The 20,159-nt window shown below is 58.7% G+C and carries 26 protein-coding genes and 1 riboswitch; of the genes, 9 read left to right on the forward strand and 17 right to left on the reverse strand.

Features of this window, described 5'->3' with window-relative positions; translation table 11 throughout:
* Positions 1 to 3: 3 nt before the first annotated feature.
* Positions 4 to 276, reverse strand: coding sequence for a Ni(II)/Co(II)-sensing transcriptional repressor DmeR (gene dmeR, locus EYC79_RS09030; RefSeq protein ID WP_113272125.1), 273 nt, complete (start codon positions 274 to 276; stop codon positions 4 to 6).
* 106 nt (positions 277 to 382) lie between these two features.
* On the reverse strand, positions 383 to 1,147 hold the full coding sequence (locus tag EYC79_RS09035; RefSeq protein ID WP_130977756.1) for a sulfite exporter TauE/SafE family protein: 765 nt from the start codon (positions 1,145 to 1,147) through the stop codon (positions 383 to 385).
* Positions 1,148 to 1,314: 167 nt separating this feature from the next.
* Between EYC79_RS09035 and EYC79_RS09040 the strand changes: the two genes are divergently transcribed.
* A complete protein-coding gene (locus tag EYC79_RS09040) occupies positions 1,315 to 1,728 on the forward strand; it encodes a MerR family transcriptional regulator (protein WP_130977757.1) in 414 nt (137 codons plus the stop codon).
* A gap of 57 nt (positions 1,729 to 1,785) precedes the next feature.
* Here EYC79_RS09040 and EYC79_RS09045 read toward each other — a convergent pair whose 3' ends face one another.
* A complete protein-coding gene (locus EYC79_RS09045) occupies positions 1,786 to 2,334 on the reverse strand; it encodes a YbhB/YbcL family Raf kinase inhibitor-like protein (protein WP_113272277.1) in 549 nt (182 codons plus the stop codon).
* A 98-nt stretch (positions 2,335 to 2,432) separates the two neighbouring features.
* Positions 2,433 to 3,248 (reverse strand): helix-turn-helix transcriptional regulator, encoded by an 816-nt coding sequence (locus tag EYC79_RS09050; RefSeq protein WP_130977758.1) that lies wholly within the window; start codon positions 3,246 to 3,248, stop codon positions 2,433 to 2,435.
* Positions 3,249 to 3,590: 342 nt separating this feature from the next.
* Between EYC79_RS09050 and EYC79_RS09055 the strand changes: the two genes are divergently transcribed.
* Positions 3,591 to 4,079, forward strand: a complete 489-nt coding sequence (locus tag EYC79_RS09055) for a GNAT family N-acetyltransferase (protein WP_130977759.1) — start codon at positions 3,591 to 3,593, stop codon at positions 4,077 to 4,079.
* Between the two features lie 24 nt (positions 4,080 to 4,103).
* Complete coding sequence (locus tag EYC79_RS09060; RefSeq protein WP_130977760.1) at positions 4,104 to 4,676, forward strand: type 1 glutamine amidotransferase family protein; 573 nt, start codon at positions 4,104 to 4,106, stop codon at positions 4,674 to 4,676.
* Here EYC79_RS09060 and EYC79_RS09065 read toward each other — a convergent pair.
* From EYC79_RS09065 to EYC79_RS09095, 7 genes are all read right to left on the reverse strand, one after another.
* Entirely contained in the window at positions 4,673 to 4,990 is a 318-nt protein-coding gene (locus tag EYC79_RS09065) for a hypothetical protein (protein WP_113260175.1), read from the reverse strand. The genes EYC79_RS09060 and EYC79_RS09065 overlap by 4 nt on opposite strands.
* 4 nt (positions 4,991 to 4,994) lie before the next feature.
* Entirely contained in the window at positions 4,995 to 5,702 is a 708-nt protein-coding gene (locus EYC79_RS09070) for a CbtA family protein (RefSeq protein ID WP_130977761.1), read from the reverse strand.
* 11 nt (positions 5,703 to 5,713) lie between these two features.
* Positions 5,714 to 5,896, reverse strand: a complete 183-nt coding sequence (locus EYC79_RS09075; RefSeq protein ID WP_082447245.1) for a CbtB domain-containing protein — start codon at positions 5,894 to 5,896, stop codon at positions 5,714 to 5,716.
* A gap of 144 nt (positions 5,897 to 6,040) precedes the next feature.
* Positions 6,041 to 6,248, reverse strand: a riboswitch (cobalamin riboswitch).
* Positions 6,249 to 6,304: 56 nt separating this feature from the next.
* On the reverse strand, positions 6,305 to 7,222 hold the full coding sequence (locus EYC79_RS09080; RefSeq protein ID WP_111847682.1) for a cytochrome c: 918 nt from the start codon (positions 7,220 to 7,222) through the stop codon (positions 6,305 to 6,307).
* A 76-nt stretch (positions 7,223 to 7,298) separates the two neighbouring features.
* Positions 7,299 to 7,730 carry a c-type cytochrome gene (locus tag EYC79_RS09085; RefSeq protein ID WP_165456991.1) on the reverse strand — a complete coding sequence of 144 codons (432 nt, stop codon included), beginning with the start codon at positions 7,728 to 7,730 and terminating at the stop codon, positions 7,299 to 7,301.
* 288 nt (positions 7,731 to 8,018) lie between these two features.
* Complete coding sequence (locus EYC79_RS09090; RefSeq protein ID WP_130977762.1) at positions 8,019 to 8,867, reverse strand: metallophosphoesterase; 849 nt, start codon at positions 8,865 to 8,867, stop codon at positions 8,019 to 8,021.
* Positions 8,868 to 8,991: 124 nt separating this feature from the next.
* A complete protein-coding gene (locus EYC79_RS09095) occupies positions 8,992 to 9,594 on the reverse strand; it encodes a superoxide dismutase (RefSeq protein WP_062425801.1) in 603 nt (200 codons plus the stop codon).
* 219 nt (positions 9,595 to 9,813) lie between these two features.
* Between EYC79_RS09095 and EYC79_RS09100 the strand changes: the two genes are divergently transcribed.
* Positions 9,814 to 10,152, forward strand: a complete 339-nt coding sequence (locus tag EYC79_RS09100; RefSeq protein WP_082447246.1) for a hypothetical protein — start codon at positions 9,814 to 9,816, stop codon at positions 10,150 to 10,152.
* 111 nt (positions 10,153 to 10,263) lie between these two features.
* On the opposite strand, the gene EYC79_RS09105 is transcribed toward EYC79_RS09100, so the two are convergent.
* The gene (locus tag EYC79_RS09105) at positions 10,264 to 10,806 is read right to left on the reverse strand and encodes a GNAT family N-acetyltransferase (protein ID WP_130977763.1); all 543 of its coding nucleotides are present in this window, start codon (positions 10,804 to 10,806) and stop codon (positions 10,264 to 10,266) included.
* Between the two features lie 101 nt (positions 10,807 to 10,907).
* Between EYC79_RS09105 and EYC79_RS09110 the strand changes: the two genes are divergently transcribed.
* Positions 10,908 to 11,789, forward strand: coding sequence for a LysR family transcriptional regulator (locus tag EYC79_RS09110; RefSeq protein WP_130977764.1), 882 nt, complete (start codon positions 10,908 to 10,910; stop codon positions 11,787 to 11,789).
* Here EYC79_RS09110 and EYC79_RS09115 read toward each other — a convergent pair.
* The gene (locus EYC79_RS09115; RefSeq protein WP_130977765.1) at positions 11,767 to 12,375 is read right to left on the reverse strand and encodes a LysE/ArgO family amino acid transporter; all 609 of its coding nucleotides are present in this window, start codon (positions 12,373 to 12,375) and stop codon (positions 11,767 to 11,769) included. The two genes, EYC79_RS09110 and EYC79_RS09115, sit on opposite strands and share 23 nt — an antisense overlap.
* Positions 12,376 to 12,466: 91 nt before the next feature.
* Here EYC79_RS09115 and EYC79_RS09120 point away from each other — a divergent pair, with 91 nt between their 5' ends.
* The gene (locus tag EYC79_RS09120; RefSeq protein WP_062425805.1) at positions 12,467 to 13,375 is read left to right on the forward strand and encodes a LysR family transcriptional regulator ArgP; all 909 of its coding nucleotides are present in this window, start codon (positions 12,467 to 12,469) and stop codon (positions 13,373 to 13,375) included.
* A 57-nt stretch (positions 13,376 to 13,432) separates the two neighbouring features.
* On the opposite strand, the gene EYC79_RS09125 is transcribed toward EYC79_RS09120, so the two are convergent.
* Complete coding sequence (locus EYC79_RS09125; RefSeq protein ID WP_112952233.1) at positions 13,433 to 14,317, reverse strand: branched-chain amino acid aminotransferase; 885 nt, start codon at positions 14,315 to 14,317, stop codon at positions 13,433 to 13,435.
* Between the two features lie 235 nt (positions 14,318 to 14,552).
* Between EYC79_RS09125 and tam the strand changes: the two genes are divergently transcribed.
* Positions 14,553 to 15,323 (forward strand): trans-aconitate 2-methyltransferase, encoded by a 771-nt coding sequence (gene tam / locus EYC79_RS09130; RefSeq protein ID WP_112952232.1) that lies wholly within the window; start codon positions 14,553 to 14,555, stop codon positions 15,321 to 15,323.
* Positions 15,324 to 15,375: 52 nt separating this feature from the next.
* Here the strand turns inward: tam and EYC79_RS09135 are convergent, their stop codons facing one another.
* Together EYC79_RS09135 and EYC79_RS09140 are read right to left on the reverse strand one after the other, a co-directional pair.
* Positions 15,376 to 15,744, reverse strand: coding sequence for a VOC family protein (locus tag EYC79_RS09135; RefSeq protein ID WP_062425808.1), 369 nt, complete (start codon positions 15,742 to 15,744; stop codon positions 15,376 to 15,378).
* A gap of 45 nt (positions 15,745 to 15,789) precedes the next feature.
* Positions 15,790 to 16,494 (reverse strand): helix-turn-helix transcriptional regulator, encoded by a 705-nt coding sequence (locus tag EYC79_RS09140; protein ID WP_113226728.1) that lies wholly within the window; start codon positions 16,492 to 16,494, stop codon positions 15,790 to 15,792.
* 163 nt (positions 16,495 to 16,657) lie between these two features.
* Here EYC79_RS09140 and EYC79_RS09145 point away from each other — a divergent pair, with 163 nt between their 5' ends.
* A complete protein-coding gene (locus EYC79_RS09145; protein ID WP_130977766.1) occupies positions 16,658 to 17,938 on the forward strand; it encodes a TadE/TadG family type IV pilus assembly protein in 1,281 nt (426 codons plus the stop codon).
* Here EYC79_RS09145 and EYC79_RS09150 read toward each other — a convergent pair whose 3' ends face one another.
* Entirely contained in the window at positions 17,939 to 18,838 is a 900-nt protein-coding gene (locus tag EYC79_RS09150) for a LysR family transcriptional regulator (RefSeq protein WP_130977767.1), read from the reverse strand.
* Positions 18,839 to 18,974: 136 nt separating this feature from the next.
* On the opposite strand from EYC79_RS09150, the gene EYC79_RS09155 reads away from it, so the two are divergent.
* Entirely contained in the window at positions 18,975 to 20,156 is a 1,182-nt protein-coding gene (locus tag EYC79_RS09155; protein ID WP_130977768.1) for an MFS transporter, read from the forward strand.
* Positions 20,157 to 20,159 lie beyond the last annotated feature (3 nt).

The following is a 20,159-nucleotide window of genomic DNA, read 5'->3' on the forward strand; positions in this document are numbered from 1 at the left end:
ACCTTATCGAATGTAGGTTTTGAGAACCTGCGCCAGCTCTTCCGCAGCCTTAGCGCGTTCCTCGTCATTTTCCGCGTGCAGCACGTGCTCGTGCAGATGCTCCTGCATCACTTCGCCCGTCAGGCCGGAGAGCGCGCCGCGAACCGAGGCGAGGAGTTGCAGAACATCGCCACAGGGCTTGCCGCCCTCTAGCGCCCGTTCCACCGCTTCCATCTGCCCCTTCATGCGCCGGATACGCGCCAGAAGCTTATCCTTGTCTCGGATCGTATGGGACATCTGCCTATCCTCACTATAGTATAGGGGGGTATACTATTTTCTCTTGAGGCAGACGGCAAGCCCCCTATGCTGCTTGAGAAGACGCAGATGGCGGCAGAGCGTTCGATCAGCCCTTCAGGGCATCGAAGAGCGGCATGCTGATGAGGGCTGCGGTTGCGATCATCCCATAGCAGATGCGGCGAAAGGTCTTCTCTTCGGCAAGGCCGAACATTCTACTGCCGAGCCATACACCAAGGCCGTAAACCGGGGCGACGAGAACCGCTAACCCCAAGAGCTTCACCGTGATGAGACCATTCCACAGATAGGCCGAGGCATTGAGCACCGTGGAAATCGCAAAATAGAGAATGATATTGGCCCGAACGATGACCGCCGGCACAGCCCCGCCCAACCAATAGGCCACGACCGGCGGCCCGCCGATCTGCGCCACGCCGGAAAACACACCGGCGATCAGTCCGACGACCGCCGTCAGAATTGCCTTCGGCCGGTCCCTATAGCGCCAACCGGACATCAGAAGCGACAAGAGTACAACAACGATGGCGACGATGGCCCAACGGATGGTGACGGGATCGAGTGTCATCAGGAGGTGGACGCCAAGTGGCACGCCAATGATGGCGCCGACCGCCATGGTGAGGACGTCGCGTCGATCCGCCCGACGGACTGCCCCCGGTATCATCCCGAGCGTCATCACCCCATCGACCACAAGGAGAAGCGGAACGGCAATCTGCGGGCCCATAACCGAACTGGCGAGCGGCACGAAGATCAGCGCCGCGCCGAAGCCGGAAAAACCGCGCGCGAGGCCTGCGCTCAAAGCGACGAGCACCAGAAATGCCAGGGCGGAAATGGAAAGATCGGTCGATAAGATACTGGGCATGACGGTGATCATTAAAGGGAGGCGTTGTCGCTTGCGTCATACTCCATCAGCGCCCGTCAATAGCCAACTGCTTTTCTCGAATGCCTGACGGCGGAGACGGCAAAACAATTGCGTTCCCACTGTCTGAAACCTATATCTCTACAAGCTATAGCTATGAGGATGAGGCCATGTATTCCATCGGCGATTTATCGAAACGGACAGGCGTGAAAGTCCCGACCATTCGCTACTACGAGCAAATGGGGCTGCTTAACGAAGCCGATCGCTCCGAGGGCAATCAGCGCCGGTATGAAAAGACCGATCTGGAACGTCTCGCTTTCGTGCGGCACGCCCGCGATCTCGGTCTCAACATCGACGCGATCCGTGAATTGATCGCGCTCAGCCAGCACCGCGAAATGCCGTGCGCGGGTGCGGACCGCATTGCCGCCGATCATCTCGCGACAGTGCGGGAAAAGATCGCCAAGCTGAAGAAGCTGGAGCACGAGCTGGAGCGGATCGTCTCCCACTGCGACGGACACTCGATCGAAGATTGCAATGTCATCCGGGCGCTGTCGGATCATGGTCTGTGCGATCACGATCATTGAGACGTCATGCCGGGAGAGGATAGTCACCAGCGCCAGCGACTATCCTCTGCTGCGCCCTTAGCGGTTATAGACCGCTGTGATCTTTGCCGTGGCAAGGGTGTTGGCGCCAATCATGAACCCCGCAAGCGCGTTGCTGGCATTGTCCGGAAGGTCCAGATGCTCCGTGCCAAGCGCATGGACGGTGAAGATGTAGCGGTGGACTTCACCGGGCGGCGGGCATGCCCCGCCAAAACCGGCTACACCATAATCATTGCGGATTTCCAAGGCTCCTGCGGGCAGCTTCTTGTCGCCGCTTGCACCAAGTTCGAGCGACGTTTGCGCTGCGTGGATATTCACCACGGTCCAGTGCCACCAGCCCGAGCCTGTCGGCGCATCCGGATCGTAGGCCGTGATGGCAAAGCTCTTCGTGCCAGCCGGCGCGCCAGACCAGGATAGCTGCGGCGACTGATTTCCGCCCTCGCAGCCGAAGCCCTTGAACACGAAGTTAGACGTAAGTTGCTGCCCCTCGGCAATCGAAGTGCTCGACAGTTTGAAGTCCGCGGCGCTTGCTGTCGTGGCGGTCAGAAGCGCCATAATGACGCCGGTCGCAACGTTCTTTTTCAGCATGATGAGGTGTCCTTTCCAGACGTTGATCATGCTCAAAGACATAGACCTGCCAGGAATTTCGAGCTTCCGGCTCGCGATCAAAGACTATCGAAAAACGATCAGAATTCGGCTGTGCGGATAGAGCGTGGCTTAAGACCGAATCTCTTGCGGAAGGCCTCGGAGAAATGCGAGGGCGTCTTGAAGCCGCACTCCAACGCGATACTGGAGATCGGCGTATCCGTTGATTGCAGCATCCCTAGCCCCTTCTCCAGCCTCGTGTTCAACAGGATCTGCGAAAATCCCGGACCGGATTTCGCCAGCCACCGCCGAAAACTGGCTTCACTCATGGCAAAATGACGCGCGACGTCTTCCACCCGCCAAGGCTGGCTGATGTCGGTCTCTATCAGCCGCCGCACCTTGTTCAAGGGTTGATCTTCCCCTCGCCGCGGCAGATGGATACCGTGATGGCGGAGCCAGACCAACGGCTCCAGAACCCGATGGCGCTTGACCGACAAGGGTAGAGTGTCATCATGCAAAGCCTGCCGCGTGACCTCCACCACATCATAGTCCGCGCTTGCTGCCTCGCGAACGATTTGGACACCAGGCGAGCCTGACGCCCGCGGTGGACCGGCGAAGACCGCATCAATCAGTTCATGATCGAAATAGATGCCTGTCGCCCGATAATTCGCAGCGCTGACAGGACGGTTTTCCAAGGTGACGATAGAACCAGAGGGGAAAATCAGGAGGTCACCCGCCTCGCCCACGAACTCGCCATTCACAGGACAGACGACCCTTTTGCTCCCGGCGCAGATGAAGCACAGGAAGGTCACGCCGATGAACAGATCCGTAAATGTCGCGGCCGTGGCTTGGGTAATGGGAAAAATCGAGACGCCCGTGCCCTGAAAACCCACTTGCTCTGCGGATTGCGCCGTCATCGATGCTTTTGTCCCTGCCATTGACTTATCGAGCGCAAGAGCACGCCGCGCAGACACATAGCGGACTGAGGACGACCGATGTCAATGCGCCGCTTGCCCTCATGGCAGATATCGAAACGGACCCATCCAAAATGCCGAAGCCTCCCCTTGACAGCTTTCCAATTCAAGCGCATTGAATCGAGCATGATCAATGAACGCGCACCCATCTCCTGCACGTATTTTTGGGCCTACCTGTAAAGGGCGGCTCGACAGATCACTTTGTCAACAAGCCGCCGTCAGGCGGCTTTGTTGTTTTCCAAGCGTCCTGACGGCAAAAAACCAGACAACCGAAGGACCAGACCCATGACCGAAGATAGCCTCCTGACACTGCCAAGACCGCCCGTCGTCACCATTCGTGGCGCGCGCCCGGTCGATCTGCCTGAACTCAACGAGATGATCACCCTGCTCGCCGCCCATCATGGCGATGCCGCCGCGATCACGCCGGAGAAGCTTGAGCGCGATCTGTTCGGCCAGGTCCCCTGGATCACCGCACTGGTGGCGGAAGCGGCAGGCGAACTTATCGGCTACGCCATTCTCGTGCCGCTCTACCGCGCCCAGGAAGGCCGCCGCGGCATGGAGTTGCACCATCTCTTCGTGCGGGACGGCCATCGCGGTCACGGCACCGGTCAGCACCTGGTGGCGCGCGCGCGTGATGTTGCAAAACGCTGCGGCTGCGACTTCCTGTCCGTCGGCGCTGCGACCGGCAACTTCGCCGCACACAAGTTCTACGAAAACATGGATTTCGTTCCGCGTCCCGTCACCGGCATGCGCTTCATGCAGGCAATTGCCTGAGCTTCTTCGCTTCTGGAGGATGACATGACTCGTATTGCAATTGCGTTGGCGCAAGACTTTGCCGACTGGGAGCCTGCGCTGCTTGCCGCTGCGGCCCGCAGCTATCTCGGTGTCGAGATCGTCACCGCTTCACCCGACGGCCAGCCTGTGACGTCCATGGGCGGATTCAAGGTGATCCCGGAAACGTCCTATGACGCCCTCGACCCGGAGACGATCGACGCGCTGGTTATCCCGGGCGGCTTGAGTTGGGAAAAAGGCACTGCGCCCGATTTTGGCGATCTGGTCCATCGCTTTCGGACAAAAGGCCGCGTGGTTGCAGGCATCTGTGCTGCGGCCAGCGCGCTCGCCGGTACCGGCATCTTGAACAGTGTGGCCCATACGGGCAACGCCCTGGCGTCGCATCAAAAATACGGCGGCTATGACGGAGCAACGCTCTACCGCGATCAGCCACAAGCCGTCAGCGATCAGGGTGTTGTCACAGCACCGGGCAATTCACCGGTCAGCTTCGCGAAAGAGGTGTTGAAAGCCCTCGGTCTATGGGGACCGGAAGCCGCAGCCGAACTGTCGGTATTTTCCGCGGAACACGTGCCGGCTTAACGATCCAGCACACGGCAGAGGCGCGCCGGTCCTTGCGCGTCTTCTGCTGTCATGGCTCGGCGAAGATCGCGGCTGTTGATATGGAGGCTGCGCTCGAAGGGGATACTCAGCCGCTCGATCTTGTTGGTGGCCGCCGCGAGAAATGCTTCGCGGTTTGCCATGAAGTAAGCGCGACAGGTCTCTTCTGTCAGCGCATCATGTATCAACACCTTGAAAGCAAGCCGATGCATGGCGCAAGGCGCGCCATGACCGGGAACGGAAAAACGCAGGCAATCGAGGTCATCGCTCCAATCGACCGCGTTCTCCTCTGTCATCATGTCACTTTGCAGCGTCGAAGCGCTTGAGGAACAGGCCGCTGAGCGAGCCCAAGATCAGCCAGAACACGAAGCTGGTGACGGTGGCAAGCACGACGAAGCGGCGTTCCAGCGGCAGCGGCGCCAGCGCATGTTCACCCGCAGGCGGCAATGGCGCACCGACGACATGCGGCGCAACGATCAACACGACGGCAAGGATCACCGCCCAAGGCTCCGAGCGGCGGAAGGCGAGGAGCGCGATGCCTCCGGCAGTCGCGGCAGCGGTCGCGATCCACCAGACCTGACGCGCACCAAGATCGGCAGCGGGGCTACCCGGCAGTTCCGGCGGCAGGCCGATCATCGGGGCCAGCATGACGGCGGCGAAACCGGCGAGCCCCCAGAACAGACCTTCGCGCCAGCCACCCTGAGAGCCGCGAAGCGAGATCAGACCTGTGAGTACCAATGCATAGCCTATGGCCGTCAGGACATTGGCGGCGATGGTGTAGGCGTTACGCTCGAAACCATCCGCAGGTGCCCAGGCTTCCGCGTCATGATGGTGATCGGCCGGTGTAGCCGAATCATGGGAGTGACCTGCCTCGCCACCCGCGCTCTCGAAGGTTTCCGCCTGCAGGATCAGTGGCGTGGTGCCGACCGCCTGCATGGCGCTGACGGCAAGACCTGCGATCAGGCCGACGAGGACTGCGGTGAAGACGATGTTTCTGAAAAACGGCATCTCATCTCCCCTCAATGGCAGGGAAAAGCATTGGCGTGGCGCGTATCATGCGCCGCATTGTGCATGGCCTCGACATGCGAGAAGCCAACGAAACCGACAATGAACAGGCCAAGTGCAACGGCACTCAGCGCTTGTAAGAGTTTCGATGTGGTCGAGGACACGGCGCTCGACGCCGTATTCTGTTGGATAGACATGGTGACCCTCTTCTTCAGCGGCGCGCTGCTTTCAGGCAGCCGGACGCACGCGTTCAACCTTCACCACGGGGAAAGACAAACAGGGCTTTTCGGGCGGATGGTGCCAACCCGAAAACCGTGCTCTTCCGGACACCCCGCCGGCATTGACGACACTTCGTGATGGCAGGTCTCCTGGCTCGCGGGTCGTAGCCTTGAAAACACCTTCCCGATGCCAGATTTAGCATCAGTGGCTGTTGTTTTCCGGCTCACCGCTCACAGTTGCGGGGGCAGCCACGAATGAGAGCGAGGCTCCTATCGTGTTCCCTTTTCACTTTCCGGCAGAACCGGAAAGACCATCACGCCTCTGTTATCGGTCAGGGGTTGTGGAGAGTCAATGCGAGAAGCTTGAGCCTCCCGTATTCACAGATGTCAACGCGCTGGAATGGCCTTGAGATAAGCAGCGATCGCGTTGCGATCTTCGGCCGAAAGCTTCGCCATATTCTGCTGCACCTTGACCATGGATCCGCCGACGCTATCGAAATCTGGGGTGAAGCCCGTTTCGAGATAGCTGGCGATATCGGCGACCGTCCAGGAACCTATGGCTTGCGAGCCTGGCGTGATGTCGGGGATCGTCCCCTCACCCTCTGGGTTGGGGCCGCCTGCCAGCCACTTGTCTTTGCTCAGACCGCCAAGTGCCGTGCGTGGCGTGTGGCACTCGCCGCAATGGCCTGGGCCTTCCACCAGATATTGACCGCGCGCCACATCGGCGCTGGCATTGGCAAGCTGCACCCGTGGCGCGCCCTTGTCGAAATAGAGGAATTTCCAGCCGCCGAGAGCCAATCGCATGTCGAGCGGGAATGGCAAATCGTGAGGAGGCGCGTCGTTGGTGCTGGCGGGCAGCGTCTTCAGGTAGCCGAAGAGATCATTGATATCCTGCGCCGTCATGCGGGCATAGGACGTGTAGGGGAAGGACGGATAGAGATGCTCGCCGTTCTTTCCGACCCCTCGGGTCATGGCATCGCCGAACTCGGCCACCGTCCAGCTTCCGAGACCATGCTGCGGATCAGGTGAAATATTGGGAACATGGAAAGTGCCAAAGGGGGTTGGCAAGGCCTGGCCGCCGGACAGCGTCTTCAAGGCATCGCCGCTGGCATTCGGAGCAGCATGACAGCTTGCGCATCCGCCTGCCCAAAACAGCGTTTCGCCATTGGCAAGATCGGGTTCACCGAGATTGGCCCAGTGGCTTGGCGGCTGGCGCTCAGGTGCGGTCACCCACATGAAAATGCCGAAGCCGGCGAGACCTGCGACCGCAATACCGCCTGCCAGCTTTCCCCAGATGGATGCCATCCGCCTCTCCGCTATCGATAAAATATCATTGAAGGAAATAGCCCGCCGCTGAACCGGCGGGCTCTTCTTGGGTCGCTTACTTCTTCACACGATAGGCCTGATGGCAGGAACTGCAATCGGCGCCGAGCGTCTTGAGGGCAGCACCTGTGCTCGCCTGATCGGTCGGCAGCTGTGCTAGAACGGCATCGGCATCCGCGCCGAGCTTTTCCGACTTCGCCTTGAAGTCCGCAAAGTTCTGCCAGATGGCAGGCGACGCCGCGCCGCCTTCAGAATTCGCGGGGAACTGATCCGGAAACGCCTTGGCGTTGGTGCTGATCGTGGTGACAGCTGTCTTCACGGCTTCGGCGTCATAGGGCTTTTCGCCCTTGGCGATCGCACCGAGTGCGCCCATGGCGCCACCGATCTGTTTCATCAAGCCTTCGCGCTTTTCAACCTCGCCGGCCGCGGAAACCGCTCCGGCGCAAAGACAGCCTATGAGAATGGATGCGGCAATCGTCTTGAATTTCATGCTCTCTCTCCTTGTTCCGGTGGCACCGGAGGTGGTTATTCGTCGTTCCGCATCGATTTCACAACACGCGGATATGTGCCGGGCGGCACACCGAGTCGAACAGAAATGAAGATGCAGGCTTCACATGGCAAAAAGAAGTCACATTCAGGTGATTTTCCAAAGGAAAATCAGATACCTAAACTTGGCTTTTTCAGTTTCCTTTGCGCCCGTGGCAAGCGGCCAAAAAGTCTGCCAATACTGGGCCGACAAATCTTAGACAATGACGGGAGCGACCACACCGTCCTGACGTCAAAACATCAGAACACGGTTTAGCTCCCGGCCAAAGCCACGCAGGGCGATGCGGTCCGGATAAACATCGGCCACGACAAAGGCGTTCTGGTCCGGCGTGTCCACCATGCCTTTGACGTTGACGAAATGAGTATTGCCGATCACGCCGTAATTGCCATCGTGATTGTGCCCGCAGAACCACGCCCTGACGCTGTGATGGGCGGCCAGCAGTTTCAGCACCTCTGGCGCGTCCCACATATTATGCGCGTTCGCCGGATAGAGCGGGTAATGGCAAAAGAGGACGACCTGCTCCTGCATGGCATCGGCCTTGGCAAGCGTTGCCCGCAGCCAGGACAGTTGCTCATTGCTGAAAGAACCGTTCCAGTCCTGTGCGTTCAGGTCTCCGGCCTCGCGTAGCGCCTCCAGACGGGCCGTGGCAAGCTCGCGGCGCGGATCGCCAGTTGGAGGCGCGAAGGTGCTGACATCATTGCCGTCCAGCACGATGAAACGGAATTCGCCGAGACTGAAGTCATGCCACCTTGCCGGCATGCCGAGCCGATCGTGGACCTTTGGCAAATGCTCCGGCTCGACAGCGAAGTCGTGGTTTCCGGGTAGCAGAATGGAGCGATGCCTGAGGTGATCGTAACAGCCAAGGATCGCGTCAAAGCTCTGCCAACCTCGGTCGATCAGGTCGCCGAGGGTGACGACGAAAGCCAGATCCTCCTGGTTGAAGGCGTCGATCGCAGCCGCCAGCTTTTTCGTGCTCTCCGCGTAAAAGCGGTTCATCTCCGGTCGGGCTGGGATGTCGGCATATTGCGGGTCAGCGACGATGCCGAAGGAAAAGAGCGGTGTGGTGGATGTGGCTGTCATGATCGCTACCGCTTAGAAGCGCCGCATGACAGAGGTGTGACAACGCCTGCAAGGATCGGAAGACGCCGCAAAGCAAAACACCCGGCGCAACGGCCGGGTGCTGCTTATCCGATCGATCGGAAAATTACTTGGAAGCGGCTTCGTAGCGCTCCAGAACGTAATCCCAGTTGATGAGATTATCGACGAAAGCTTCAAGGTACTTCGGACGCAGGTTGCGATAGTCGATGTAGTAGGAGTGTTCCCACACGTCGACGCCGAGGATCGGCTCTGCGCCATGGACCAGCGGGTTTTCACCGTTCGGGGTCTTGGAGATTTCAAGCTTGCCGTTCTTGACCGAAAGCCAGGCCCAGCCGGAGCCGAACTGCGTGGTGCCGGCTGCGATGAAGTCAGCCTTGAACTTGTCGTAACCGCCGAGATCGGAGGCAATCGCCTGCTCGAGCTTGCCGGGCAGCTTGTTGCCGCCGCCGTCCTTCTTCATCCACTTCCAGAAATGGACGTGGTTGTAATGCTGGGCAGCGTTGTTGAAGAGACCAGCATTGGTGCCGAAGGACTTCTTCACGACTTCTTCGAGCGACAGGTCGGAAAGACCGGCTTCTGCAGCCAGCTTGTTGCCGTTGTCCACATAGGCCTTGTGGTGCTTGTCGTGGTGAAACTCCAGCGTTTCGCGCGACATGTAAGGCGCAAGCGCGTCGTAGTCGTATGGGAGTTCGGGAAGTTCAAAGGCCATGGTTTTACTCCTTGTTGCAGCGGCTGGGCCGCTCCTCGAAACCTTGTGCGCGGACCATAGGATCAGCCGTCAATTCAGGCAACCTGTGAATTGTCAAAATGTTCCAGCAAAAGAGAAAATTCCTCTCACGCCTCTTCAAAAACATGATTGCGACCCAGTTTGCCGTACCGATTCCGAGCGATCCGTTCGGCTGATCCTATGAGAGACTATCGAAAGGACATGGCAGTGAAACGACAGGCTTTGGTTTTGATCATGGCATCCCTTGTGGCGCTCCCCGCAGCCGCATCGTCCGATAATGCTTGGGAAGCGTTCGTCGCCGACGTGCAGGCAAAATGCCTCGATGCGGGGGCAAGGCTGATGGATGACGCGAAGGCCGTCGTCGATCCGACAGGAAGCGAGAACTACGGCTTGGCGATCCTGACCGGAAAGGCGAAAGGAGCAGATGCAACCGTTAGTCACATCTGCGTTTACGACAAGAAGACCAAGGCCGTGGAGCTCGGCAGCGAATTGTCGGCCGATTCCGTCAAGGTCGAGCTTCCTGGCTCCACCAAGCCCTGACAGCCTGTTCAAGACTTTTCGCTCGTCTAACGAACAGAGTGAATTCAAGAAGCGGAGCGCTGCTTACGTAAAGCACGTAAGCAATGGCGATCATTGGATAGAACTTTAGATTTACACTCTAGGCGTTCTGTCCGCCTCGCCCAATGGTCGCTGCATGAGAACGATGTCCAGCCAGTGGCCGTGCTTCCAGCCGACGGATTTCAGGGTTCCCACCATCTCGAACCCAGTGGCGCGGTGAACGCCGATAGAAGCGGCGTTCTCGGAATCGCCGACAACCGCCACCATCTGGCGAAAACCCCTTGCCGCCGCCTCTTCGATCAGTGCAAGCAGCAGGGTCTTGCCGATCCCCAAGCCCTTTCTGTTCGGATCGACATAGATGGAGTCTTCCACCGTTGCTCCATAGGCCGGGCGGGCACGATGGGGTCCGGCATAGGCGTAGCCGACAACCGCGCCTTCCATTTCCGCGACGATATAGGGGAAGCCGCCGGCAAGGAGCGTTCTCCAGCGCTCCCGCATAGCATCGGCCGTCGGCGGCTCGATTTCGAAGCTGGCGCTGCCATAGAGAACGGCGTCACGGTAGATTTCAACGATCGCAGGGATATCCCCCTCTTCGCAGGGGCGGATGATCATGGCGGTTTTTGTGGCGGAGGTCATTGCAGAAAGTCCTGAAGCGTATGGCGTCGCTGCAATCTGCACCAGAGACATATCAAAATAAAGATTATAGATCTTATGCAGAGCATAAGGGTTTCTTTGATATGGATTTCGACCTCCGACAGTTGAAGAGCTTCATCGATGTCGCGGATCTCGGTAGTTTCTCCGCCGCGGCCGAGAAGGTTGGGCTGACACAGCCTGCCATCAGCCTCCACATTCGGTTGCTTGAAAAGCAGCTTGGCGTTCGGCTCATCGAGCGCGTAGGGAGACGGGCGCAACCGACGTCGGCAGGACGCGATCTTCTGGTGCATGCACGGCGCATTGCCGACGAAGTGTCTCAGGCCATTGAGACCGTCGCGCCGCATCGAAGCGGCCAGAGCGGACGCTTGCGCATCGGTACCGGTGCGACAGCCCTCATCTACTTTCTGCCGACGATATTGCGAGAAATCCGTCGGCTCATGCCCGGTATCGAAATTCGTGTGGAGACCGGCAACACGCCGGATATCGTCCGCCTCCTGGAAAATAACGAGATCGATGCAGCGATCGTCACGTTTCCCGTCACCGGTCGCAGCCTCGATCTGCGCGAACTTCATCGCGAAGAACTGGTCGCGGTTTTCGCACCGGACGTGTCTGCCATCCCAGAAAACATTGACGCCGATTATCTCTGCGGCCAGCCCTTGCTTCTCTATCAGGGTGGCAATACCCGAAAGCTTGTTGACGGGTGGCTGAAAGACAGCAGCAGACGAGTCCAGCCCGTCATGGAGCTTGGCAGCGTGGAGGCGCTGAAGACATTGGTGGAGTCAGGCCTCGGCGTCGCCATCGTACCTGCCATGGCCGTCCATGACGCGGCTTCGAAAGGGCTGCAACCGCGCTCGCTCATGCCGAAACTGGAACGTCATCTCGTGCTGGCAATGAGGCGCGACAAGCACATGACGGCGCCGCTGCGCGCACTTGTCGCTGCCCTTAGCCGCCCGTCAGAAGCGTGAGCGCGATCAGCCACATGACAAGCGCAATGACGCCTTCCAGGATGCGCCACGCTGCCGGATTGGCGAAGAGGGGGCGCAGCCAGCGGGCGCCATAGCCGAGCGAGAAGAAGAAGACACATGACGCCGTGGCGGCACCTGCGCCGAAGACCGCTTCCTTGCCTGGAAACTGGATCGAGATCGTGCCGATCAAAACGACGGTGTCGAGATAGACATGCGGGTTCAGCCATGTCAGCGCCAGACAGGTAAGAAGTGTGGGAGCAAAGGACGTGACCGTGCCGGATGCAGCGGCCAAGGTCTCTGAGGACCGAAGTGCCGATTGCAGGCTCTTTGCGCCATACCACACCAAAAACGCGGCCCCCGCATAGCGCATGGCGGGCTCGATTGCCGGCATGACCGTGGCGATCTGCCGGAACGCTGTCACGCCGATGGTGATCAGGATCGCATCCGAAAGCGCGCAGGCCAGGCAAACGGCGAAGACATGATCACCGCGAAGGCCCTGGCGTAATACGAACGCATTTTGCGCACCGATGGCCATGATAAGCGTCAGCCCCATGGTGAAGCCTGTGAGATATACCGAAAATTCCATACGATGCCCCTTAAGTCCTCGCATCGAATAGGTGGCGGCAATGGTTTAATCCAGTTAAAGATACTTACCTCGATTAAGCAGGGCTAACTCTATGGATTACGCAGGGCTTCGCGCGGTGGCTATGGTGGTGCAGACCGGCAGTTTTGAAAAGGCGGCACTGGCGCTACACGTCACGCCATCGGCCATCTCCCAAAGGGTCAAACAACTCGAGGAACGGCTGGGCGCCGTTCTCATCCTGCGTGGCAATCCCTGTACGGCGACGGAAAAAGGCGAATGGGTCTGCCGCCATATGGAGCATGTGGGCATGCTGGAGTCTGAGCTTTTCAGCCAGCTTCCCGCTCTTCTGTCTTCCGACGAAGTCAGCAGCCGCGTGACGCTGCACATCGCCACTAATGCCGACAGTCTCGGCACATGGTTCCTAAAGGCAGTTTCCGCTTTCACACATCAGTCGGGCTTTCTCCTGAATGTGGCGGTGGATGACCAGGATCACACGGCGGAATGGCTGCAGCGCGGACGCGTCCTCGCGGCGGTGACCAGTCTTGAAAAGCCGGTTCAGGGCTGCCGTGTCACGCCGCTCGGCTTTCTGCGCTACCACGCAACAGCAAGCCCCGCTTTTATCGACCGATACTTTCCCAAGGGCGTGACGGAAACCGAACTTGCACAAGCTCCTGCCCTCACCTTCAACCAGAAAGACCGGCTCCAGCAGCAATGGATCAGCCAGGTTTTCGGCGCGTCCATCGTCCACCCGACCCACTGGCTACCATCTACCCAAAGCTTTGTGGATGCCGCGCTGCTTGGCATGGGTTGGGGCATGAACCCGGCACTTCTGGTGCGCAATCATCTGGCGGAGGGGCGATTGGTGGAGCTTGTGGCGAGAACGCCGTTCGACGTCCCGCTGTTCTGGCAGGTCAACCGGCTGGCTGCGGATCGGCTAAAGTCGCTGACGGATGCGGTGATAGAGGTGGCGCGTCATGAGTTGGTGCAGATCAAGAGCGAATAGAACTCCCTGGGACACCGTAATCATGCGACATCCACAAGGAGTTCCAATGTCGTCTTTTTACTCAGCCGACACCGTCGATTTGGCCCAGTCCATGTAAAGGTCCAGCGCCTTGCGCGCCACAGGGCCGGCCTGGAGTTCGCGTTCGTCAAGCTTGATGACTGGGGAAACCTTGGAATAGTTCCCGGAGCAGAAGATTTCGTCGGCGTTGCGGAAGTCTTCGACGGAGAGCGTTGCCTCACGCACATCGAAACCAGCCTGGCGCAGCAACATCATGACGCGAGAGCGGGTAATGCCTGCCAGAAAGGTGCGGTTCGGCATCGGCGTATAGACGATGCCATCCTTGACCATGAAGACATTGGAGGATGCGGACTCGGCCACATTGCCGTTCATGTCGCGCATCAGCGCGTTGTCGAAGCCGCGCGAGCGGGCTTCAATGATGGCACGACCGCTATTGGGATAGAGGCTACCAGCCTTGGCATCGGTCATGGCCGTTTCCGGCGATGGACGGCGCAGCGGCGAGACGGTCAGCGTCAGTGGCACGCCAGCATCCATCGGTGCCTCGAACAGGCAAAGCGCGAAGCGGGTGGACTCCGCGTCCGGAGCGACGACGGAGCCACGCATGCCATGCTCGGCCCAGTACATCGGCTTGATGTAGATCGCCATATTGCCATCGAACTTCTTCACGCCTTCCAGCGCCAGTTGCTCGATCTCCTCAGGCGTCATGGTCGGCTTCATGCCCATGTTGACGGCAGAGCGGTTGACGCGCTGGCAGTGCAGATCGAGATCGGGTGCCAGGCCATCGAACCAGCGTGCGCCATCGAAGACGGTCGACGCGAGCCACATGGCGTGGGAGGTGGGGCCGATCAAGGGAGGATTGCCGGGAAGCCATTGACCATCGACGTAGGTCCAGGTTGTGGAACGGGGTGCGGTATCGACGGACATGGCATTCTCCTTCTTGAATGCAGCGGAATGAATGCCCGCTCGGCCATGAGGTCAAGATGAAATTCCCCGCGACGATCAAAAGGAAGGAATATTGCCCGAGGATTGCCGTGAAAAGCGCATTTATTGCGTGCAGCCAAGAATATGGTCCCCGCGTTGCTACGCCAATCGAGGTGATCTGGCAGTCGTGAGGACGCTGTGGCATCTTCAATAAGACATAAGCGCAGGGAGGCCTGAAATGGCATGGTCGGCACAGCAATATCTGAAATTCGAGGACGAGCGGACGCGGCCAGCGCGTGACCTTCTGGCACAGGTCCCACTGGAGCGGGTCATGAAGGGCTTCGACCTTGGCTGTGGCCCCGGAAACTCCACCGAGCTTTTGACGGAGCGCTATGGTGTCAACGTCATTACCGGCGTCGATAGCGATGAGAATATGCTGGAAGAAGCCGCACTCAGGTTGCCGACGACCGAATTCGTGCAGGCCGATCTGTCATCCTGGCTACCGGATGCGCCTGCCGATCTGTTATATGCCAATGCGGTATTCCAATGGTTGCCGAACCACATCGACCTTCTCGACAGGCTGATGGACCATCTGACCCCCGGTGGCGTCCTTGCTATCCAGATGCCGGACAACCTCAATGAGCCGGGTCACTTGTTGATGGAGGAAACGAGCCGCTCCGGTCCATGGCGTCAGAACTTCGAAGGGCGACAACTGCGTCGCAAGCCGCTGCCTTCCCCCGCTGACTACATCGATCGCCTGTCGCCGAAAGCGCTCCGCGTTGATGTCTGGCACAGCATTTACAATCACCCCATGGCGGATGCCGGGGCTATCGTGGAGTGGGTGAAAGGCACCGGTCTTCGTCCTTATCTGGCAGTTGCTGGCGCTGAACATCAAGAGGCGTTTCTGGAGGATTACCGACAGCGTATCGACGCCGCCTATCCGCGACTTGCGGATGGACGGCGCCTTTTGCGATTCCCACGACTGTTTATCGTCGCAGTGCGCGGCTGAGCGTGACCGGACAGACATGGCTTGATGCCTGTCCGGTCAACACAGTGAGACGTCAGCCGTGAAAGGCGTAGACACGCAGCCGGTAACCATCCGGATCTGCCGCAAGGAATGTGCGGCCGAAGTCCATGACGGTTGGCTCCTGCAAGATCGGTAGGCCCTTGTCGGTCCACGTGCGATGGCAGGCATCGACCTCACTGTCCGTCTCTTTGATGAAGGTGATTTCGGCAGCGTTGCCGTCGGAAGACAGTGGCGGCTGAACGGTGTGGCGGGACCAGAGACCAAGGCGCATGCCGCTTTGCAAATTGAACAGAGCGAAGGTGTCGGAGAGTTCGACAGGCTCTGCGCCGAGCAAATCGCCATAGAATGCAGCGCTATGGCGCGGGTCGTTGACAAAGAGAATGACGAAGTTCGGGTGGTTCATGTTGGTCTCCTTTTGTTGATGAGGAGACCTTAGCCAGGCGCAGTGTCAGTTTCTGTCAGTAGTCTCCTGGCGTGCCTTCATCATCTGCCGCCAACCTTTCAGCAGGACTTCGCGGCGTTTGGGATAGCGCGCGTCCAGAAGCGTGAAGCAAGAAATGCGATCGGCGCGAAAGCTGCGGTAGTCCTGTCTCAACTCACACCATGCCAGCAGCACACGAACCTGATCGAAAAACGCCAGCGCAAAGGGCCACACAATCCGGCGAGTGTCGCGCCCGCGCTCGTCGGCATAGTCGATCTCGATTTTTGCCTGACTTCTAATGGCACTGCGAATATTGCTAAGATCGATATGCGGCATATCGATCACCTTTCCGGGTCCCACAAGAAGTGTGGAATTGTCCAGTTCCTCCGCCAGCGTCTTTGGCAGAACCGCGGCGATCTTCGCAAGCCCGGCGCGCGCGGCATCCGCCAACGCGCCATCCGCCCTGCCCGCCACCCAGCGGGAGCCAAGAACCAAAGCCTCGATTTCCGCTTCGGAAAACATTAGAGGCGGCAGAAGATAACCCGGTCGCAGCACGTAGCCGACGCCGGCCTCGCCTTCTATATTGGCGCCTTGCGCCTGGAGGGTCCCGATGTCGCGGTAGAGCGTACGCAGACTGACACCTGTCGCGGCCGCCAATTCTGCGCCACCCACCGGATTGCGATAGCTTCGTAACAATTGAAGCAAATCAAGCAGGCGTTGCGCGCGTGACATGCATTTCCCCAGGCAATAGGCCCGCCCTATGAGTTTTAATCATCTATTTATACGTGTTGCGTAAAACCTTAGCGATTAAATCCACCTGTTATTATTCATTTTAAGCCATCTATTCTCGATATCAGGTCGCGACAAAGCTTCATAAGATTTTTCAGAGGCACCAATGCTTAATTTTTGGCGAGATAAAGGCGGCAATTTTGCCATTCTGACTGCACTCCTGGCCGTACCGCTGTTTGGAGCGGCAGGCCTGGCCTTAGACTTCAGCCAGGCGCTCGCCGTCAAGGAAGATCTGCAGCAGACGGCGGACGCCACCGCACTCGGCGCCGTCTCCAAAGATTCGCCATATGTTGCGGAGGCGCGCAAGATGAGCGGAGATGGCCCCATCACCGTTCCTGGTCATTCCGGCGTGGATTTCGGCAAGAAGGGGGACAGCAAGAAAAACGACTTCGAGATCGAGAACGCCACCCTGCTTGTCAAGAAGACCGGGAATATCGTTGAATCGTCCTTGGAATTGAAGGCCACGGTCAATACCACGCTCTCAGCGATTTTGGGTAAGGACTTCTTTACCGTAAGCATTAAATCCACGGGTCGATATCAAACAGAGAAGTATATGAACTTCTATTTGTTGCTGGATAACACACCATCCATGGGTGTGGGTGCAACGCCCCAGGATGTCGCAACCATGGTGGCGAATACACGCGATCAATGTGCCTTCGCGTGTCACGATGTTCAGAGTGGCAAAAATAGTTACTACGAGCTTGCGAAAAAACTGAAAGTGACCACGCGCATCAATGTGGTGGGGAAAGCAACGGCCTCCCTCATGGACACTGCAGCGGGCACCCAGACCGTCTCAGACCAATTTAGAATGGCAGTCTATACCTTTGGTGAAAAAGCCGAGGACACAAAACTTCTCGAAGTTGTACCACTCACGTCCAATCTCTCCGACGTAAAAAACAGGTCGAACAAGATCGACCTCATGTCCATTCCGTATCAAGGCTACGATAACGACCAGCAGACGGATATCGACCGCGCCTTGACGCAGATCGCCTTGAAAATGGGCCCGCAGGGGAACGGCAACAGCTCCGCCACGCCGGAAAAGGTTCTCTATTTCGTATCCGATGGTGTTGGCGACAGCTACAAACCGACAAGCTGTACCAAAAAAACCACGAATGGCCGCTGTCAGGAGCCGATTGACACCCGGCTGTGTACCGCCTTGAAGAGCCAGGGCTACCGTATCGCCGTCCTTTATACGACTTATCTGCCACTTCCGACAAACGGTTGGTATAATGACTGGATCCGCCCCTTCCAGTCTGAAATCTCCACCCGTATGCAAGATTGCGCTTCCCAAGGGCTGTTCTTCGAGGTGAGCCCGACGCAAGGCATCAGCGATGCCATGTCGGCACTGTTCAAGCGGGTGGTTTCCTCTCCTCGCCTGTCGAGCTGATCAACTCGGTTCGATTCTTTCAACGAGGAAATCGATAAAGGCGCGGATGCGGGCAGCCAGATGCTCGTGTCCGGCGTAAACCGCGTGGACGAGTTCTGTGTCGCCGCCGTTATAATACTCCAGGATCGGGACAAGCTGGCCCGCCTCGATATCGGGGCGCACATGAAATTCCCCAATCCGACCGATGCCGACGCCCAACAGGCAGAGTTGCCGTTTGATCGAACCGCTCGATACCTGAATGTTGCCGGTGATGGCCTTGATATAGGCGCTATCGGAACCGGGATCGCGAAACGGCCATTCGTCGAGGCTTCGCCGGAAGTTGAAGCCGATGCAGTTGTGCTGGTCGAGGTCTTCCGGAGTCTTCGGCGTTCCATACTTCTTCAGGTAGTCAGGCGAGGCGACGATGACACGCCTGCTGGAAAACAGGCGCCTCGCCATCAGTGAGGAATCCCGCATCGGTCCGACGCGGATTGCGATATCGGTACGCTCCCCAATGAGGTCGATCACGCCGTCCGTCAGTGTCAGATCGAGCCGCACCTTGGGATGACGTTCGGCGAACTCCCCCAGCAGAGGCAGGATGCACCGCTCGCCAAAACCGACTGAGGAGTTGACGCGAAGCAACCCCCTCGCCTCCTCCCGACCGCCGGCAACCAGTTCTTCCGTCTCGTCGATCTCTTTGAGAATACGGCGGGCGCGACGAAGATAGATGTCACCTTCGGGCGTGAGTTCCAGTGTTCGCGTCGAGCGCACCAGCAGCCGCGTACCAAGCCTCTCCTCCACTCTCGAGACAAGCTTGCTGACAGCGGAGGGCGACAGCTTCAAGCGTCGTCCTGCCGCGGAAAAGCTTTTCAACTCGGCGGCCAGAACGAAGACTTCCATTTCACCGGCGCGATTGTCCATGACCTCACCTATGACTTCAATTCAAAGATGATTATCGATTAATCGGGATTATCAAACAAGTGCCCGGTGCCGATATTCAGGTTCGACACATCAACATCTACGGGACGGCCACCAGATTGGCCGGAAAGGCACAACCATGCCCCTTGCTCTCTTTGCCTTGACGATTGCAGCCTATGCAATCGGCACCACGGAATTCGTCATCGTGGGTCTTCTGCCCACCGTCGCCAACGATCTTCACATCACGCTGCCGCTTGCCGGCCTCATTGTGTCCGTCTACGCACTCGGTGTTACCTTTGGTGCGCCCATCCTTACCGCACTAACCGGCCGCATCGAGCGCAAGCCGCTCCTGCTCGGCCTGATGGGTCTCTTCATCCTCGGCAATAGCGCCGCAGCGCTCAGCCCCAGTTACGAGATGCTGCTGGTCGCGCGGGTTATTTCCGCCTTTGCTCACGGCGTGTTCTTCTCAGTCGGCGCAACCATTGCCGCGGGTCTGGTGGCAGAGGATCGCAGAGCTTCGGCCATTGCCATGATGTTCATGGGACTGACGGTTGCCATCGTCACCGGCGTTCCGCTCGGCACGCTCATCGGTCAGATTTTCGGCTGGCGCGCCACCTTCTTCGCTGTCGCCGCACTCGGCGTCGTTGCCTTCATCGGCATTGCAGCACTGCTGCCAGCGACGCTTCAAAAGGCGCCGGCCGCCGGTCTCATGGAGCAGGTTCGTGTTCTTGGTTCCGGCCGCCTTCTGCTGGCCTTTGGCATGACGGCACTCGGTTATGGTGGCACCTTCGTGACCTTCACCTTTCTTGCCTCGATCCTGCAGGATCTCACCGGCTTTGCTGAAAGCACCGTCAGCCTTGTTCTGGTTCTCTATGGTCTAGCGATCGCCGCCGGCAATCTCGCCGGAGGGCGGATTGCAGACAGTAATCCAGCAAAGGCTCTCGGTTGGCTTTTCGGGCTTCAGGCGCTCGTTCTGGTGATCTTCACCTTCACCGCTCCGTCCGCCCCGGCTGCTCTGGTAACGCTCGTTGCACTCGGTTTTCTGTCTTTCGCCAATGTGCCAGGCCTCCAGCTTTACGTGGTGCAACTTGCAAAGCGCTTCAGGCCGAACGCGGTCGATGTCGCCTCGGCGCTCAACATCGCCGCCTTCAATCTTGGCATCGCCGTCGGCGCCTGGATTGGCGGCCTGGTCGTCGCATCGCCGCTCGGTCTTGGCGCAACACCATGGGTCGGGGCGCTGCTGGTTTCGGGAGCACTGGTTCTGACACTGGTGAGCAGCAGTCTCGACCGCCGCCAGGCAGATCTTGCCCAGACCGTGTGAACC

The organism is Agrobacterium cavarae, assembly GCF_004310285.1.
Classification (GTDB): Bacteria; Pseudomonadota; Alphaproteobacteria; order Rhizobiales; family Rhizobiaceae; genus Agrobacterium; species Agrobacterium cavarae.

What these genes read in the sequence shown, in the direction of transcription:
- dmeR (WP_113272125.1), bottom strand. Translation starts at nt 276, where the DNA reads ATGTCCCATACGATCCGAGACAAGGATAAGCTTCTGGCGCGTATCCGG.
- EYC79_RS09035 (WP_130977756.1), bottom strand. Translation starts at nt 1,147, where the DNA reads ATGCCCAGTATCTTATCGACCGATCTTTCCATTTCCGCCCTGGCATTT.
- EYC79_RS09040 (WP_130977757.1), top strand. Translation starts at nt 1,315, where the DNA reads ATGTATTCCATCGGCGATTTATCGAAACGGACAGGCGTGAAAGTCCCG.
- EYC79_RS09045 (WP_113272277.1), bottom strand. Translation starts at nt 2,334, where the DNA reads ATGCTGAAAAAGAACGTTGCGACCGGCGTCATTATGGCGCTTCTGACC.
- EYC79_RS09050 (WP_130977758.1), bottom strand. Translation starts at nt 3,248, where the DNA reads ATGACGGCGCAATCCGCAGAGCAAGTGGGTTTTCAGGGCACGGGCGTC.
- EYC79_RS09055 (WP_130977759.1), top strand. Translation starts at nt 3,591, where the DNA reads ATGACCGAAGATAGCCTCCTGACACTGCCAAGACCGCCCGTCGTCACC.
- EYC79_RS09060 (WP_130977760.1), top strand. Translation starts at nt 4,104, where the DNA reads ATGACTCGTATTGCAATTGCGTTGGCGCAAGACTTTGCCGACTGGGAG.
- EYC79_RS09065 (WP_113260175.1), bottom strand. Translation starts at nt 4,990, where the DNA reads ATGACAGAGGAGAACGCGGTCGATTGGAGCGATGACCTCGATTGCCTG.
- EYC79_RS09070 (WP_130977761.1), bottom strand. Translation starts at nt 5,702, where the DNA reads ATGCCGTTTTTCAGAAACATCGTCTTCACCGCAGTCCTCGTCGGCCTG.
- EYC79_RS09075 (WP_082447245.1), bottom strand. Translation starts at nt 5,896, where the DNA reads ATGTCTATCCAACAGAATACGGCGTCGAGCGCCGTGTCCTCGACCACA.
- EYC79_RS09080 (WP_111847682.1), bottom strand. Translation starts at nt 7,222, where the DNA reads ATGGCATCCATCTGGGGAAAGCTGGCAGGCGGTATTGCGGTCGCAGGT.
- EYC79_RS09085 (WP_165456991.1), bottom strand. Translation starts at nt 7,730, where the DNA reads ATGAAATTCAAGACGATTGCCGCATCCATTCTCATAGGCTGTCTTTGC.
- EYC79_RS09090 (WP_130977762.1), bottom strand. Translation starts at nt 8,867, where the DNA reads ATGACAGCCACATCCACCACACCGCTCTTTTCCTTCGGCATCGTCGCT.
- EYC79_RS09095 (WP_062425801.1), bottom strand. Translation starts at nt 9,594, where the DNA reads ATGGCCTTTGAACTTCCCGAACTCCCATACGACTACGACGCGCTTGCG.
- EYC79_RS09100 (WP_082447246.1), top strand. Translation starts at nt 9,814, where the DNA reads ATGGCAGTGAAACGACAGGCTTTGGTTTTGATCATGGCATCCCTTGTG.
- EYC79_RS09105 (WP_130977763.1), bottom strand. Translation starts at nt 10,806, where the DNA reads ATGACCTCCGCCACAAAAACCGCCATGATCATCCGCCCCTGCGAAGAG.
- EYC79_RS09110 (WP_130977764.1), top strand. Translation starts at nt 10,908, where the DNA reads ATGGATTTCGACCTCCGACAGTTGAAGAGCTTCATCGATGTCGCGGAT.
- EYC79_RS09115 (WP_130977765.1), bottom strand. Translation starts at nt 12,375, where the DNA reads ATGGAATTTTCGGTATATCTCACAGGCTTCACCATGGGGCTGACGCTT.
- EYC79_RS09120 (WP_062425805.1), top strand. Translation starts at nt 12,467, where the DNA reads ATGGATTACGCAGGGCTTCGCGCGGTGGCTATGGTGGTGCAGACCGGC.
- EYC79_RS09125 (WP_112952233.1), bottom strand. Translation starts at nt 14,317, where the DNA reads ATGTCCGTCGATACCGCACCCCGTTCCACAACCTGGACCTACGTCGAT.
- tam (WP_112952232.1), top strand. Translation starts at nt 14,553, where the DNA reads ATGGCATGGTCGGCACAGCAATATCTGAAATTCGAGGACGAGCGGACG.
- EYC79_RS09135 (WP_062425808.1), bottom strand. Translation starts at nt 15,744, where the DNA reads ATGAACCACCCGAACTTCGTCATTCTCTTTGTCAACGACCCGCGCCAT.
- EYC79_RS09140 (WP_113226728.1), bottom strand. Translation starts at nt 16,494, where the DNA reads ATGTCACGCGCGCAACGCCTGCTTGATTTGCTTCAATTGTTACGAAGC.
- EYC79_RS09145 (WP_130977766.1), top strand. Translation starts at nt 16,658, where the DNA reads ATGCTTAATTTTTGGCGAGATAAAGGCGGCAATTTTGCCATTCTGACT.
- EYC79_RS09150 (WP_130977767.1), bottom strand. Translation starts at nt 18,838, where the DNA reads ATGGACAATCGCGCCGGTGAAATGGAAGTCTTCGTTCTGGCCGCCGAG.
- EYC79_RS09155 (WP_130977768.1), top strand. Translation starts at nt 18,975, where the DNA reads ATGCCCCTTGCTCTCTTTGCCTTGACGATTGCAGCCTATGCAATCGGC.